This window comes from Pelagibius litoralis (assembly GCF_011683915.1).
GTDB classification, from domain to species: domain Bacteria; phylum Pseudomonadota; class Alphaproteobacteria; order Kiloniellales; family Kiloniellaceae; genus Pelagibius; species Pelagibius litoralis.
The window spans coordinates 70,601-85,085 of record NZ_JAAQPH010000013.1 but is presented as its reverse complement, the minus strand read 5'-3'; the positions used below and the strand labels follow the sequence as shown (position 1 = coordinate 85,085).

Sequence of the window (14,485 nt, the reverse complement as noted above, 5' to 3'; positions counted from 1 at the left end):
GCAGGGACGCAATCCACTGTGACGCTACCCGCTACCCGCTTGGAAGCGCAAAAAGAACCTGAGGACTAAGTCAAATGAGCAACGACATCGCCGATCGCGTCAAGAAGATCGTCGTCGAGCATCTGGGCGTCGATGATGGGAAGGTTACCGAAACCGCCAGTTTCATTGATGATCTGGGCGCAGACAGCCTGGATACCGTCGAACTGGTCATGGCCTTTGAGGAAGAGTTCGGCTGTGAGATTCCCGACGATGCGGCCGAGAAGATTGTGACCGTCAAAGACGCGATCAGCTTTATCCAGGAACATTCCTGAGTCGGCGACGCGATCGATGGTATTGCCGAGTTGCAGGCCGTCGTCTAATCGAATCGCTGTACAGGGATCTCAAAATATATGAGACGGGTTGTCGTCACGGGGCTTGGGCTGGTCACACCGCTCGGTAGCGGGGTAGAGCAGGTCTGGGATCGTCTGACCAACGGAAAGTCGGGGCTGCGGTCTATCCAAAGCTTCGACGTTTCCGATCTGCCATCAAAGATAGCCGGCCAGGTTCCCCTTGGGGAAACCTCGGAGGGGTTGTTCAACGCTGACGATTACGTGGCCCAACGGGATCAGCGTAAGTTGGACCGCTTCATTGTTTTCGGCATGGCGGCGGCCCATCAGGCGATTGAGGATTCCGGCTGGGTGCCGGAGGACGATGAGAGCCGGTGGCGGACCGGGGTGATGATCGGCTCCGGGATCGGTGGTCTCGAGACGATCTACGAAGGCTCGATTACAATCCATGAGCGCGGGCCGCGGCGTCTCTCGCCGTTTTTCATTCCTGCCGCCCTGATCAACCTGGTGTCTGGCCAGGTGTCGATCCGCTACGGATTCAAGGGACCCAATCATGCCGTGGTCACGGCCTGTTCTACCGGTGCGCATGCGATCGGTGATGCCGCCCGGTTGATCATGCTGGACGATGCCGATGTGATGATCGCCGGCGGTGCGGAGGCGGCGGTCTGCCGTATCGGTATGGCTGGCTTCTCAGCTTCGCGGGCACTGTCGACCGGCTTCAATGATACGCCCGAGCGGGGGTCTCGTCCCTGGGACGAAGATCGCGACGGCTTCGTGATGGGTGAAGGGTCAGGTGTTCTGGTTCTGGAAGAGCTTGAGCACGCCAAGGCCCGTGGGGCGAACATCTATGCCGAGGTGGTCGGCTATGGCCTGTCAGGCGATGCCCACCACATTACCGCGCCGCCGGAAGACGGTAACGGGGGCTACCGCGCCATGCAGGCGGCTTTGCGGCGTGCCGGTCTCGACCCCAGCGACATCGACTACATCAATGCACACGGCACCTCGACCCCTCTGGGCGACGAGATCGAAGTCGGTGCCGTGCGGCGGCTGTTCGGCGATGCGGTGAAAGACCTCAATATGTCTTCCACAAAGTCGGCCATCGGCCACCTGTTGGGCGCCGCCGGGGCGGTTGAATCCATCTTCGCCATCCTGGCCATCCGCGACAACGTGGCACCGCCGACGCTCAACCTCGACAATCCCTCGCCCGTTTGCGAAGGGATCGATCTGACACCGCACCAGGCCAAGGAGCGCCCGATTCGCCGCGCGCTTTCCAATTCCTTCGGTTTTGGTGGGACGAACGCCAGTCTGATACTGGCAGAACACCAGTAGCGGCGTCGGGATGCGGCGACTAGGCCGTCTGGCCGTTGTCTTCGTGGTGCTTTCGGCGCTCGGCGCCGGCGGTCTGTACATCTATCTCCAATCACAGTTTACGGCCCCGGGTCCGCTGCGGGAAGAAACACACTTCCAGGTGCCCAGGGGGGCCGGGCTGGAGGCCATAGCGGCCAGCCTTGTGGAAGAGGGGATCGTCAGCGACGCGAAGATCTTTGCACTGGGGGTGCGGTTGTTCGGCGAAGCCCGTTCCCTGCAGGCCGGAGAGTTCGCTCTGCCGCCCGCGGCCTCTATGGAAGAGGTGGCGGCAGTGATTGCCAGCGGCAAGACGGTTGTCCATCGTCTCACGGTTCCCGAGGGACTGACCAGCGCAGAGGTCCTTGAGTTGCTTCGCGCGGCCGAGGCGCTGGAAGGCGACATATCCACCGATCCTGCGGAAGGAAGCCTGCTTCCCGAAACCTACCACTTTGCCCGTGGGGACAGCCGTGAGGGGTTGCTGCTGCGGATGCGGGAATCCATGCAAACGGCGCTGAGCGATGCCTGGGGCCGGCGGGCGGCGAACCTGCCGATCAACACGCCGGAGGAGGCCGTGGTGCTCGCCTCGATCATCGAACGCGAAACCGGTGTCGATGAGGAGCGTGCACTGGTCGCCGGTGTCTTCGTCAATCGGTTGCGCAAAGGCATGCCGCTGCAGTCCGACCCGACCGTGGTCTACGGCATTACGCTTGGGCAGGTGCCGCTGGGGCGTGGGCTGACCCGCAAAGACCTGGATACGCCGACGGCTTACAACACCTACCAGATGAGGGGCTTGCCGCCGGCTCCTATTGCCAACCCCGGCAAAGCGTCACTGGATGCGGTGGTCAACCCGGCCACCACCGAATACTTCTATTTTGTGGCGGACGGCACCGGCGGCCACGCTTTTGCCAAGACCCTGGCGGGGCACAATCGCAACGTCGCCAAGTGGCGCAAGCATCTGAAGAGCCTGAAGAAGAAAACCGACTGAGCTGGCCCCGGAGGGCCTGCACGGCCCGCTACTTTGGTGTTGCTGATTTTTCCGGCAGGCGCCGAAGCAGCGGATCGGTCCAGGCCGGAGGCAAAAGCGCGAGCAGCCAGACCACGGCAAAGAGGCGGCGCGGGAAGACGATACGAGCCTTGCCGGCCGCCAGGCCGCGTTCGATGATCGCGGCGGCGCGCTCGGCTTCCATCAGGAACGGCATGGGAAACTCGTTCACCGCCGTCATCCGGCTTTTCACGTAGCCGGGACAGATTACCGACACGCTGAGGCCGTCACCGGCCACCATGCCGCGCAGCGCCTCGCCCCACACCCGTACCGCGGCCTTTGAGGCACAATAGGCCGGCGCCCCGGGGAAACCGCGAAAAGCGGCCAGTGACGACACGATGGCGACCTGTCCACGCCCTCTGGGCCGCATCAGAGCGACAGCAGCGAGGACGGTGGACACGACGCCGTCGACGTTGACGGAGAGGATGTGCCGGGTCTGGAGAGCATCCTCGCCGAACGCTCCGGTACCCGCCGATACGCCGGCGTTGGCGATGACCAAATCGAGCGGGTGATGATCATCGACCTCGCCCAACCAGGCTTCCAGCGCGTCCCGGTCGCAAACGTCCAGTACCCTGGTGTCGACCTCGGCCCCGGCGGCACGGCATTGGGCGGCCACGTCGTCGAGCCTCTGACGGTCCCGCCCGCTGAGGGCCAGGAATCGATCTGGGCCCGCATAGCGCAAGGCCAGAGCCGCACCGATGCCGCTGGAACCGCCGGTGATGACGATCGATTTAGGGTCCTGCATGATCTTGGCACTACTCCCAGGTCGGTCTTGAAAAGGCTCAGCCGGTTTTTCGGCCCGTGGCTCTGGGCGCTTGTTGTGCTCCAGAGCCACCAGTATATATGGGGCCGGCGCTCTCGGGCGCATCCAAAGGGCCGGGGATTTACCGGCCCGGACAAGCTGGGGAGCAAGGACCGGGTGGCAAAAGCTCTGGTGCACAGCATGACGGGCTTCGCCCGCGCTGAAGGCAATGACGACCTGATCAGTTGGGCCTGGGAGATCAGGACGGTAAACGGCCGCAGTCTTGATGTGCGTTCGCGCCTGCCGAATGGCTATGAGTCCCTTGATCCGGTTGTGCGCAAGGCCGTCGCCGGGGCCTGTAACCGTGGAAACGCCCAGGTCAACCTGCAGGTCAAACGCGGTGAAGCGCCGCAGGCCTGGCAGGTAAACGAGGAACTCCTGCAACAAGTTCTGGAGATAATGGGGCGCCTGGAGACTCGTCTTGAGACGTCGCCGCCGCGCCTGGACGGCCTGCTGGCTTTGCGCGGTATCCTGGAACCGGTCGAGGAGGATGAGGACAAAGAGCAACTCGACAGCAGGTTGCGGGCAATCGAAGCCGGTCTCAACGAAGCCTTGGGGGCCTTGGTCGCCATGCGGGCCCAGGAAGGGGCGCGGCTGCTGGCGATGGTGCAGGGCCACCTGGATGCGATCGAGCGTCATTGCGGCGACGCTGCCGACTGTTCGGCGACCCAGCCGGAGACCTTGCGGGCGCGTTTGCGTGAGCAGCTTGATCTGTTGTTGGCTGAGACCAGCGGTGTCTCCGAAGAGCGCCTGGCTCAGGAGCTTGCCGTTCTGGTCGGCAAAGCAGATGTCCGAGAGGAGCTTGACCGCCTGAGCGCTCATATCGCTGCCGCCCGCGAGTTGCTGAACCAAGGTGGTGCCGTCGGGCGGAAGCTCGATTTCCTGTGCCAGGAATTCAATCGGGAAGCCAACACGCTTTGTTCCAAGTCAGCCGACGTCGATCTCACGCGGATCGGTCTTGATCTCAAATCAGCGATCGAGCAACTGCGCGAGCAAGTGCAGAACATCGAGTAACGGGCGTGGAAGACAACACCATCAAAAGACGCGGCCTGATGCTGGTTCTTTCCTCACCGTCCGGGGCCGGCAAGACGTCGATCTCCAGGCGGCTTCTGGAATTGGACGACTCTCTGTCGCTGTCGATTTCGGCGACGACCCGGCCGCGCCGTCCGGCCGAGACCGAGGGCGAGCACTACTTCTTCGTCTCTGCGGCGCGGTTTGAGGAGATGGTCAAAACAGGCGCGCTGTTCGAGCATGCCATGGTTTTTGGGAACCAGTACGGGACGCCGCGGGAGCCGGTCGAGGAGGCCTTGGACGCCGGGCGGGACGTACTGTTCGACATCGACTGGCAGGGAACCCAGCAGGTCGCCGAAAAGGCCCGCGATGACCTGGTCAGCGTCTTCATCCTGCCACCCTCCACTGAAGAACTGGAGCGTCGTCTGCACAGCCGCGCCCAGGACAGCGACGAGGTCGTTCGGGGACGCATGGCAAAGGCCGCCGACGAGATGAGTCACTGGGCGGAGTATGACTACATCATCATCAATCATGACCTGGAGCAGAGCGTCGCCCAGGTGGAAGCCATATTGACGGCGGAGCGGCTGAAGCGCGAAAGGCGCGTCGGGCTTAGGGACTTTGTTGAAGGGCTGCGAATCGGCCGCTAACGCAAAGTCAGGCGCCGTTGGCCGAGGTGTTGTCGAGCAGGCGCGCCAGACTGCAGAAATCCTCGACACTCAATTCTTCTGCCCTTGCCGTGGGCAGCAAGCCAAGCGACTCGATCGTCTCGCTGCAGTTCTCAAACAGGGATTTCAGGCTTTGGCGCAGCATCTTGCGGCGCTGGCCGAAGGCGGCTGCAGTGACGCGCTCCAGATTCTTCAGGCTGGCGGTCGCGAGAGGCGAGGGGCGTGGCCGAAATGAAACCACTGAGGAGGTCACCTTGGGCGGCGGGGTGAACGCGCGGGGTGGAATGTCAAAGAGCGGACGTACCTCACAGAGCCACTGTGTGATGATCGTCAGGCGCCCGTAGTGACGGTTGCCCGGTTCCGCCGTCAGACGTTCGGCAACCTCTTTTTGGAACATCAGGGTCATCGAGGAAAAGGCAGCCGGATCGCCTGCCAAGGTTTCCAGCCAGTTGATTAAGAGAGCGGTCGAGATGTTGTAAGGCAGGTTGCTGACGATCTGGCGCGGCGGCTGTCCGAGTTGCGGCAAAGGCAGTGCCAGGGCATCGCCTTCCACAAGTTCCAAACGACCGGGGTAGTGGCCCGCCAGCTCGGTCAGGGCTTCCAGGCAACGCCGGTCTTTCTCGACGGCGATGAGTTGGGCGGCGCCCTCAGCCAGAAGTGCGCGGGTCAGGCCGCCGGGCCCAGGACCTATTTCGATCACCGTGCCGTGGACGAGATCTGGGGCAGCGCGGGCAATACGGCCGGTCAGGTTTAGGTCCAACAGAAAATGCTGCCCCAACGACTTGCGGGCGCCGAGACCAAAGCGCGCGATGACATCGCGCAGGGGAGGCAGCTGTGAGGCGGTGTCAGCCATGACCGGCGATGTCAGGCAGCCCCGAAGCCGCGGTTCCGCTATGGGTTGCCATGGCCCCCGCCATCGCCAGAGCGGCGAGCAGGCTGGCCGGGGAGGCTGTGCCTTGACCTGCGATGCCGAGCGCAGTGCCGTGGTCCGGCGATGTTCGCACAATTGGCAACCCGAGAGTGACATTGACGCCGCGCTCGAAATCGATGGTCTTGATCGGGATCAGAGCCTGGTCGTGATACATGCAGATCGCTGCGTCGTAGCATTGCCGGGCTGCCGGATGAAACAGGCTGTCCGCCGCCAGCGGGCCGGAGATGGTGACTCCTTCGGCCGCCAGGGCTTCAACGGCCGGTTTGATGATCTCGGAGTCTTCCCGGCCCAGCCGCCCGTCTTCCCCGGCGTGCGGGTTCAGGCCGGCAACCACCAGTCTTGGATCGGCGATGCCGAAGCGGTTTCTCAAAGCTTCCACTGTGGTTTGTGCGGTTTCGACAATGAGCTCGGTTGTCAGGCTGGCAGGAACCTCTTGAAGGGGTTGGTGCACGGTAACCGGCACCACCCGCAAGGCCGCGCAGGCCAGCATCATCACCGGCCGTTTCTTTGAGCTGCAAAGCTCGGCCAGGAATTCCGTATGCCCCGGATGACCAAAGCCGGCGTTCATCAGAACACTTTTATGGATCGGATTGGTCACGACGGCCGCGGCCGCACCCGTCAGGGTCAGGGCTGTCGCCTGGCGGATCGATTTCAGCACGGCCTTCGCATTGTCCGGCGAGGGGCGGCCGGGAAAAGCTTGTACTTTTTCATCCAACGGCAAAACCGGCAGCCCGCGATCGAAGCTTGCCGAACATGCCGCCGGCTCACTGATCTCAAGTACGGGAACCGCAAGCCCCAGGGACTTTGCGATCCCGGCCACGCGCGCAGGATCGTCGATGAGGAAGAAAGCGGAAAGCGCATGTTCTTTCCGCTGCAACCAAGCCTTCAAGGCAATCTCACCGCCGATTCCCGAAGGCTCTCCCATAGTCAGGGCCAGCGGCGACGTCGTTGGCCGAGGCCCGCCGCCGGCTGCGGTCATATACGCACGTCCACGTTGGCGGTACGGCGGAGTTCCTGCATAGAGCGCTGAGCCAGCTGATTGACACGCTGGTCCGTCAGGTTGCGCTGGATGCGGGTGCGGTCGATACTCTGGCCTTCGTTTTTCCGCAGATCGCGCAGCAGCAGAATGGTGAAGCCGGAAAGGCTGCGTATGGGAGGCGAAACGTCCCCCGGACCCATCTGGGCCAGTGCTTTGTTAAGCTCTTCAGGCAGTTCGCCGTCTTGCACCCAGCCGCGGTCCCCACCCAGGCTGGCGGTTCCGGACTGTGAGAACTGGCGGGCAAGGCCGGCGAAATTTGCGCCTGCCCGCAGCTGCTCCAGCAGCCGGTTTGCGTTGGCAAGAGCCTGATCTTCCTGCGCGGCGGACTCGACGGACACGAATATCTCCGCTATCCGCCTTTCAATCGATCCCTGGCGCGAAGCGAGACGGTCCGCCACTTCCTGTACCTCTTCGTCCGAAATAACGATGGTCGGGCGCAGGCGACGCTGCACAATCGACTGCCAGGCAATTTGAGCGCGAATCTGGTCAATCAGGGTTGTTGGGATGATTCCCCTGTTGCGCAGCATGGAGAGGAACTGTCCCTCTGACATCCCGTTTTGCTGGGAAATCTGTTGCAGAGCGTTTGCGACCTGGTCATCGCTGACGGCGATATCCAAACGGCCGGCTTCCTGCATCTGCAGGCGCTCGTCAATCAGGCCGCGCAGCACCTGAGGCGTCAGGCGGCGGCGAACCTCGGGTGAATCGTTGACCCCGGCTCCGACGATCGCCAGCCGCACGCGCATGGCCAGATCCAGCACCGAGATTACTTCATCGTTCACCACCGCGGCTGGCCGAAACGCTTCCTGCGCCAAAGCTGTCGTGCGCGGGAGAAAAGCGATGGAAATCAAGCAGCACAGCAGCAGAAATGAGCCGATCCGGCTCCGGTGCCCCGGCGTATAGAACTTTCGGACAGACATGCATTCATCCCTAGAAATCGCGGCGCCACTATATCCTGCCGGGCGGCGACGATTCAAACGGAAGCTGGCCGGGAGGGGTTGAAAGCAGAGCTTGTCAAGGCGAACTGGAGGTTTTGCGCCGGTTCCCCGCCTGGGTTATCCGCCGGCAGCTTCGCCGAGGTGCTTGAAGACGACGCGAACGAAGATGCTGTCATCCGGCTCGATATCGCGGTCGCTGAAAGTCGATCGTTCCGCGATCCCTTGGATCAGGAAGCACTCGTCCTGATAGGTCAGGGAAACAGCTGTTTCCAATGACGAGTCCTCAATAAGATCGCGGCGGTGGCTAAAGCCGACAGACCAATACTGATTGAGCCGAGAGCTGACGCCGAAGCGCAACTCTTCGCGGTCGCCGAACTCGTCGGTGTCCGGGTCCTGGGTCTGATTGATGAAGAAGTATGAGAGATCCAGGTTGAGAGCCGGTGGCCCGATGTTCAGATCAAACTCGCTTCGGTTGGAATTGTAGTCATCCTTGTCGAGCCGAAAGCGATACAGCAGATCGACATATTTGATCGGGGTCAACTGAACGCGTCCGACGACGTCTGATTGCTTCTCCTCAAGTCCCGAGCCTTCGGAAAAGGCATCCCGGTTTTCCGTAAAACGGTAGCTCTGTCCGATAAGGGCGCCTGCTGAACCGTCGTCACCGAAGGTTGCCGTCCACTTCAGGCCGTAGTCGATGCGGCTGCCGGAATCGACCCTGTCTTTGCCGGCGAAGCGGTTCAGGTCGAAAAGGTTGGTGTCATCAAACTCGAAATCCTGGCTGTCTTCGTTCGGGATGGATCCGGGGTTTGATCCGTTGGGGGCGAGCACGCCCTGCACGATCGGTTCGATCACCTGCCTGAAGGACCCATCCTGGCGGGTCCAGGGATAGCGCCACTTGACGGCGAATTGCGGAAAAGCGCGCCCTGTCGTATCGCTGCCGGGGGCGTTGGATGGGTTGACGGCATTGGACCCGGGATCCACGCCGTTGACCCAATAGCCGTCGGTTTGTATCTGAGCCGTTAGCTCATACAGATCGCCCAGTGGGCTGGTATAGGGAACATGATAGCCGGTGATCAGGGACAGGCGGCGGCTGTCGCGACCTTCCTTTCGGGTCAATACCTGCAGATTGGCGTCCGCCGTGTAACGAGCCCCCGGGAGCCCGATTCCCGGCTCGCTGACAAAATTGTAGTCAGCCAACGGCACGACGATTGGGATCTCGTCGTCGACGTCGGTGCTGCGCAGCCCTTGATAGGAGAGACCCTGTACGGCCGCGAAGTTGCGGCCCTTCAAGCCTTCCAGGTAAGCGTTACTTGTCAGCGTCCGTTGCGTATCGAAATCGAAGGCCCGGAGGTAGGTGTCGTCGGTGGTGCGGTTGATGTCGAAACCCCAGCGCCAGGTTTTGTCGAGATCGAATTTTCCTTCTGCATCGATATGGCCGCGAAAACGGTCTTTGGCGACATTGCCGCCGTTTTCTTCGCGGTCGGCGATCGTTGCGCTACCGGCGATTTCTATCTCACCATTTTCGAAAATCTGTCTGTACTCGCCGGTCAGGTTGATGCCCTGTTCGGTCGAGAGAATCGGCGCTACCGTCAGATCCTTGTCGTCATCGATCACCCAGAAATAGGGGATCGTGGCCGAGTACCCGAGAAAATCGCTGCTTCCGACAGTCGGTGCCAGAAAGCCACTTCGCCGGTCAACGGTCGGGTCCGGGTGCGAGAAATAGGGCGTGTAGATGACCGGGATCCCGAAGAACTCCAGCCACGCATCGCGGTAGATAACGTCCTGGGCCTCTTGGTCGTGGACCACCTCGGCCGCCTTGATCTGCCACAGAGGTGCCCGGCTGGGATCCTCCCGGCAGAGGTCGCAGGGACTGAAAACACCTCTGCGGAACTCCGTGCGGTTGCCGCCGCTCCGGACCCCGCTGGCGGCCGCAATACGGGTATCATCCTCCATCAACACGCGGATATCGCGGACAAATCCCTCTTTGAGATCGCCGGTAAGCTCCACGAAGTCAGCGAAGACGGTGTCGCCGCTCGGTTCGATAAGGGTAACGTTTCCTTCTGCGGTTACCACATCACCATTCAGGTTATAGGTAACCTTGTCGGCCAGCAGGACACGCCCTTCTTGGGAGATTTCCACGTTGCCCGAGGCAATGACCAAGCCGTTTTGTTCGTCATAGGTCAGCTGGTCAGCCGTGATCAGGGCAGGAATGCCCTGAAGCGCATCGACGTTGATATCCTGCGCAAACGATTCGCCGGCAACGGCAACCGACAATAAAGAAATGACGGCAGCCGCAGCTACCGTTCGCCCCAATCCCCCCTGCATATTCGCTAGCCTATCCGTCCTCCAAGTGAAGCAACATCGCCACCCCAAGCATCAACGACACACCCGCCGGAGTCCAGGCCGCCAATACGACCGGTATGGTACCTGAAAGTCCGATCGCGAAAACAAAATTGGACAGAAAGTACAGTAAAAACCCGGTCAGCAGGCCGGCCATGATCACCACGCCCACCCTGCCTCTGCGTTGAGTGCGCATGGAAAACGTCGCCGCAAGCAACACCATAGCGGCGAACAACATCGGTAAAGCAAGCAGCCGGTGCAACTGTAATCGATGCGGAAGGGCGGAAAAACCCGCAGCATCCATGATCTCAATGAATTCGGGGAGATTCCAGAAGGCAATCGTTTCGGGGGGGGCAAAGCTCTCCTGGATCTTGTCGACGGTCAATTCCGTGGGCAGGTCGAACTCTTCATAAAACGCCGACGCTTCTCCGGGTTTCGACACCCAGGCTTTGTAGAGCTGCCAGTGGCGGTCCCGCAGCTGGGCTCGCTCCGCATCGATACGATCAACGAAGCGGTCGGTATCGGCGTAGCGAAAAACGATCACATCGTGCAGTAGCACTGATCCCGGGCTGACGCGTGAGGCGTGAATGACCGACTGGCCCCCGCGGTCTGCCTGCCTAAGCCAGAGACCTGTCTTTGAGACGGCCAGAAAGCTCGTTTCGTTGTGCACATAGTTGGCTTCGAGGCGCTCGAATCGGCTGAGAAGAATCGAGGCCAGCGGATTGAGCGCCGTGACGGTCAGGAAGCCGACTATCAAGGCGCCGCCCAGAACCGGAAGCAGGAACTGCCAGACCGATACTCCGGCAGCTCGGGCTACGACCAACTCGTGCGACCGCGTCAGGCGCCAGAACGTCGTCATCGTTGCGAAGAGAATCGTGAAGGGCATGACCTCCTGACTCAGGTGAGGCAGTTTGAGCAGGGCCATTTCCAGAGTCACCGCAAGCGACACGTCTTTGGTCGCCAGCCGGTCGATCAGGTCAACCACCGTCGCCAGGAAAATGATTCCGACGATCGCAAACAGGAAGCCGGCGAAGTTGAAGAAGAATTGGCGGGCGATGTACTTGGTCAGGGTCGGCGAAAGCCGTAGACGCCGCATCGCCGGCAGCGTTGCCGCGGTGCTCATGTCACTTCTGCCTCGGCAGCCGGTTGCTGCCCGGATCTCGACGGTTTCCTGAGGAGTACGAAAAAGCCCAGCCCGATGGAAAGGAAAACAGCCGCGTACATTGCCGGGACCGCCGCGGTATTGCGGCTGGCGAGGTCGTGTAACGCCAGGGAGACACCTTCCAGTGCGGCGACGCAGGCAATCGCCGCCAGAACCCTTTTGAGCTGACCGCGGCGATTGAACTCCCCGGCCAAAAGGGCCGCCATGCCGATAACGACAAACACCAGGCTGTAGAGAGGGGCCACAATGCGCTGATGCCCTTCGGCAAGGAGCTCCAAGCGGTAGCGCTGGTCCCGGCGATCATCGCTCGGGGACAGCAGTTCATGCAGGAAGCGCTCTTTAGGCTCCCGCCAGCGGGCCTGCGGAGCGTTGCCGAAGTCGGCCAACTCAACGGTGTAGCGGTCAAAATAAAGCAGAGAGAAGCGCCCGGTGCCCGGTTGGACCTCTTGCCGATTACCGTTTTCCATAACCACGCGCGGCCCCGATTCGCTGGGGACCAAGGCGCCGCGCTCGGCCATCATGGTCACGGCTTTCTTCGGGTCGCGATTGTCGTGCACCAGTATCCCCCGCAACTCGCCCTCGGGCGAGCGTTCGCGCACATAGACGGTTATCTCGTCGGTCACCGTGGTGAAGACGCCTTCCTGCAACAGGATGGCTGAGAAATCGCTGCGAAAAGCGTGCTGTAAGTCTTTGAAGTTGCGAAATGATGCAGGGAGGAAATACAGGGAAATCGAGTATACCGCCAGGGTCACGATGACACCCAGAAGGATCGCCGGCCGGGCGAGCTGCAATTGCGAGAGCCCGGCCGCCCGCATCACCACCATCTCGCTGTCCATGGTCAGCTTGTGATAGACAAAAAGCGCCGCGACAAAGCAGGCAACGGGCAACACAACCCCCAGAAACGAGGGCAGGAGCAGACCTACAAAGGTCAGAAATGTTGAGGCCGGCAGGCCACGATTCACAATATAGTCGATCAGACGCAGCGACTGCGTCAGCCATATCGCAAAAGTGAGCGCCAAGGTGACGAAAACGGTCGCCGCCACCAACTGCCCGAGTACGTAACGTGTTATTGAAGGCATTGAGCCCAGTCGCTTAGGTCTGGAGGCTCAGGAATAGCCTGCCGGGCTCCCCGCAGTCCAGCGAATTTGCGCCGGGCCGGCCCCTCCAGGGTTCACGGTAACCGAGCGAATCCCGGCGTCTTGCACTTGAACTTGCGGCTCGGCACTGACAGGCTACGGATTCCTATCTTGGACGCGTTTCACCTTTAATAGCTGGACCGATGCGCAGAGCAGCGGGCCAGTTGATTTTTCCGTGAGGGGATTGATGAATATTTCCTTTGCCGCACCCAGCGTTCCGACGTCTGGTGCTCTTGTGGTTGGTGTGTTGGAGGGGGGGAAGCTCACGCCCTCGGCCGCCAGTCTGAACAAAACGACCGGTGGCGCGCTCGACCGCGCTATCAAGGCCAGCGCATTTTCCGGAAAGCGCGGCGAACTTCTGGACATCGTTGCGCCGGCCGGCGTGGAGAACAGCCGTATCCTTCTGGTGGGCATGGGAACACCGGCCAAGCTGTCGCCCAAGGATCTTCAGGACATTGGTGGCGCCTTTGCCGGGCATCTGCTGCGGGTACGTGAGGTGAAGGCCGCTGTTCTGATGGACAACCTGAGGGGCGGTAAGACGGCGGCTGAGCGGGCGGCAAACGCCGGCTTCGGCGCTCTGCTCCGCAGCTATCGCTTCGATAAGTACAAGACCAAGGACAAGCCCGAGAAGAAGCCGAAGCTGAAAGAGATCAAATTCCACCTGGGTGAGGCTGCAGCGGCAAGGCGCGGCTTCCAGCGCCTCGAAAAAGTGGCCGAGGGGGTGTTCCTGACCCGCGACCTGGTGAGTGAACCGGCCAACATCCTGTTTCCCAAGTCGCTCGTCGCCGAGGCCAAGAAACTGACCAAGCTGGGGGTCAAGGTCCAGGCGCTGGGCGAGAAGGAAATGGCGAAGCTGGGTATGGGCTCCCTGTTGGGGGTCGCCCAGGGCTCCGCCCAGGAGCCGCAAATGCTGGTCATGACCTGGCAGGGGGCCCCCAGTGCCAAGGACAAGGCGCCATTGGCCTTTGTCGGCAAGGGTGTGACCTTCGATACCGGTGGCATTTCGCTGAAACCAGCCGCCGGTATGGAAGACATGAAGTGGGATATGGGCGGCGCCGGCACGGTGGTCGGTCTGATGAAGGCCCTGGCGGGGCGCAAGGCAAAGGTCAACGCCGTCGGCGTCTGCGGTTTGGTTGAGAACATGCCGTCCAGTACCGCCCAGCGGCCGGGCGATGTCGTGACCTCGATGTCCGGCCAGACCATCGAAGTGCTGAACACCGACGCCGAGGGGCGCCTCGTTCTCGCCGACGCGCTCTGGTACACCCAGGAGAAATTCAAACCCAAGTTGATTGTCGACCTGGCTACCCTTACCGGTGCGATTATCATCGCCCTTGGGAATGAGAACGCCGGTCTCTTCAGCAACGACGACAAGCTCTCCGGCCAGCTCAGTTCAGCCGGCGAGGAGGTTGGGGAACTGGTTTGGCGTCTGCCGCTCAGTGCCGAGTACGACAAGCTGATCGATTGCGAGATTGCCGACATGAAGAACATCAGCGGCGGCCGTGCCGGCGGGTCTATAACGGCGGCCCAGTTCCTTCAGCGGTTCATCAAGAACGGCACGCCCTGGGCCCATCTTGATATTGCCGGGGTTGCCTGGTCATCGAAGGAAAAGGCGACGATTCCGAAGGGCGGCACAGGCTACGGCGTTCGGTTGCTGGACGCTTTCGTATCCAAGAACTACGAGAACTAGGAAAAGGCGGGCCGGGGCGAACTCCGGCCCGCGCCTTCGCGCAATGACCCTTCACGCCACGG

Annotated in this window: 13 protein-coding genes; 6 read left to right on the top strand and 7 right to left on the bottom strand. The window is 61.5% G+C overall.

Translation table 11 applies throughout. The features are described from left to right. Positions 1-74 precede the first annotated feature (74 nt). From HBA54_RS16975 to mltG, 3 genes are all read left to right on the top strand, one after another. A complete protein-coding gene (locus HBA54_RS16975; RefSeq protein WP_167226761.1) occupies positions 75-311 on the top strand; it encodes an acyl carrier protein in 237 nt (78 codons plus the stop codon). 78 nt (positions 312-389) lie between these two features. Then, positions 390-1,655, top strand: a complete 1,266-nt coding sequence (gene fabF / locus HBA54_RS16970; RefSeq protein WP_167226758.1) for a beta-ketoacyl-ACP synthase II — start codon at positions 390-392, stop codon at positions 1,653-1,655. 10 nt (positions 1,656-1,665) lie between these two features. Next, positions 1,666-2,658: an endolytic transglycosylase MltG gene (mltG, locus tag HBA54_RS16965; RefSeq protein WP_167226756.1), complete on the top strand. Its 993-nt coding sequence runs from the start codon at positions 1,666-1,668 to the stop codon at positions 2,656-2,658. Between the two features lie 28 nt (positions 2,659-2,686). Here the strand turns inward: mltG and HBA54_RS16960 are convergent, their stop codons facing one another. Then, positions 2,687-3,460, bottom strand: a complete 774-nt coding sequence (locus HBA54_RS16960) for an SDR family NAD(P)-dependent oxidoreductase (RefSeq protein ID WP_167226754.1) — start codon at positions 3,458-3,460, stop codon at positions 2,687-2,689. 174 nt (positions 3,461-3,634) lie between these two features. Here HBA54_RS16960 and HBA54_RS16955 point away from each other — a divergent pair, with 174 nt between their 5' ends. Together HBA54_RS16955 and gmk are read left to right on the top strand one after the other, a co-directional pair. After that, the gene (locus HBA54_RS16955; protein ID WP_322096057.1) at positions 3,635-4,531 is read left to right on the top strand and encodes a YicC/YloC family endoribonuclease; all 897 of its coding nucleotides are present in this window, start codon (positions 3,635-3,637) and stop codon (positions 4,529-4,531) included. A gap of 38 nt (positions 4,532-4,569) precedes the next feature. Then, positions 4,570-5,175 (top strand): guanylate kinase, encoded by a 606-nt coding sequence (gmk, locus tag HBA54_RS16950; protein WP_167226953.1) that lies wholly within the window; start codon positions 4,570-4,572, stop codon positions 5,173-5,175. Between the two features lie 7 nt (positions 5,176-5,182). Here the strand turns inward: gmk and rsmA are convergent, their stop codons facing one another. The 6 genes from rsmA to lptF all read right to left on the bottom strand — a co-directional run bounded on the left by rsmA (position 5,183) and on the right by lptF (position 12,679). Continuing rightward, complete coding sequence (gene rsmA, locus HBA54_RS16945; protein ID WP_437126213.1) at positions 5,183-6,061, bottom strand: 16S rRNA (adenine(1518)-N(6)/adenine(1519)-N(6))-dimethyltransferase RsmA; 879 nt, start codon at positions 6,059-6,061, stop codon at positions 5,183-5,185. Then, positions 6,039-7,103 (bottom strand): 4-hydroxythreonine-4-phosphate dehydrogenase PdxA, encoded by a 1,065-nt coding sequence (gene pdxA, locus HBA54_RS16940; protein WP_167226750.1) that lies wholly within the window; start codon positions 7,101-7,103, stop codon positions 6,039-6,041. Before pdxA ends, rsmA begins: the two co-directional genes overlap by 23 nt. Next, positions 7,100-8,137 carry a peptidylprolyl isomerase gene (locus HBA54_RS16935; protein WP_167226748.1) on the bottom strand — a complete coding sequence of 346 codons (1,038 nt, stop codon included), beginning with the start codon at positions 8,135-8,137 and terminating at the stop codon, positions 7,100-7,102. The genes pdxA and HBA54_RS16935 overlap by 4 nt, the downstream gene beginning before the upstream one ends. A 78-nt stretch (positions 8,138-8,215) precedes the next feature. Then, positions 8,216-10,423: an LPS-assembly protein LptD gene (locus tag HBA54_RS16930; protein ID WP_167226746.1), complete on the bottom strand. Its 2,208-nt coding sequence runs from the start codon at positions 10,421-10,423 to the stop codon at positions 8,216-8,218. Positions 10,424-10,433: 10 nt separating this feature from the next. After that, a complete protein-coding gene (lptG, locus tag HBA54_RS16925) occupies positions 10,434-11,561 on the bottom strand; it encodes an LPS export ABC transporter permease LptG (protein WP_240932734.1) in 1,128 nt (375 codons plus the stop codon). Beyond that, positions 11,558-12,679 carry an LPS export ABC transporter permease LptF gene (lptF, locus tag HBA54_RS16920; protein WP_167226744.1) on the bottom strand — a complete coding sequence of 374 codons (1,122 nt, stop codon included), beginning with the start codon at positions 12,677-12,679 and terminating at the stop codon, positions 11,558-11,560. Before lptF ends, lptG begins: the two co-directional genes overlap by 4 nt. A gap of 244 nt (positions 12,680-12,923) precedes the next feature. On the opposite strand from lptF, the gene HBA54_RS16915 reads away from it, so the two are divergent. Further along, positions 12,924-14,423 (top strand): leucyl aminopeptidase, encoded by a 1,500-nt coding sequence (locus tag HBA54_RS16915; RefSeq protein ID WP_167226742.1) that lies wholly within the window; start codon positions 12,924-12,926, stop codon positions 14,421-14,423. The last annotated feature ends 62 nt before the right edge of the window (positions 14,424-14,485 follow it).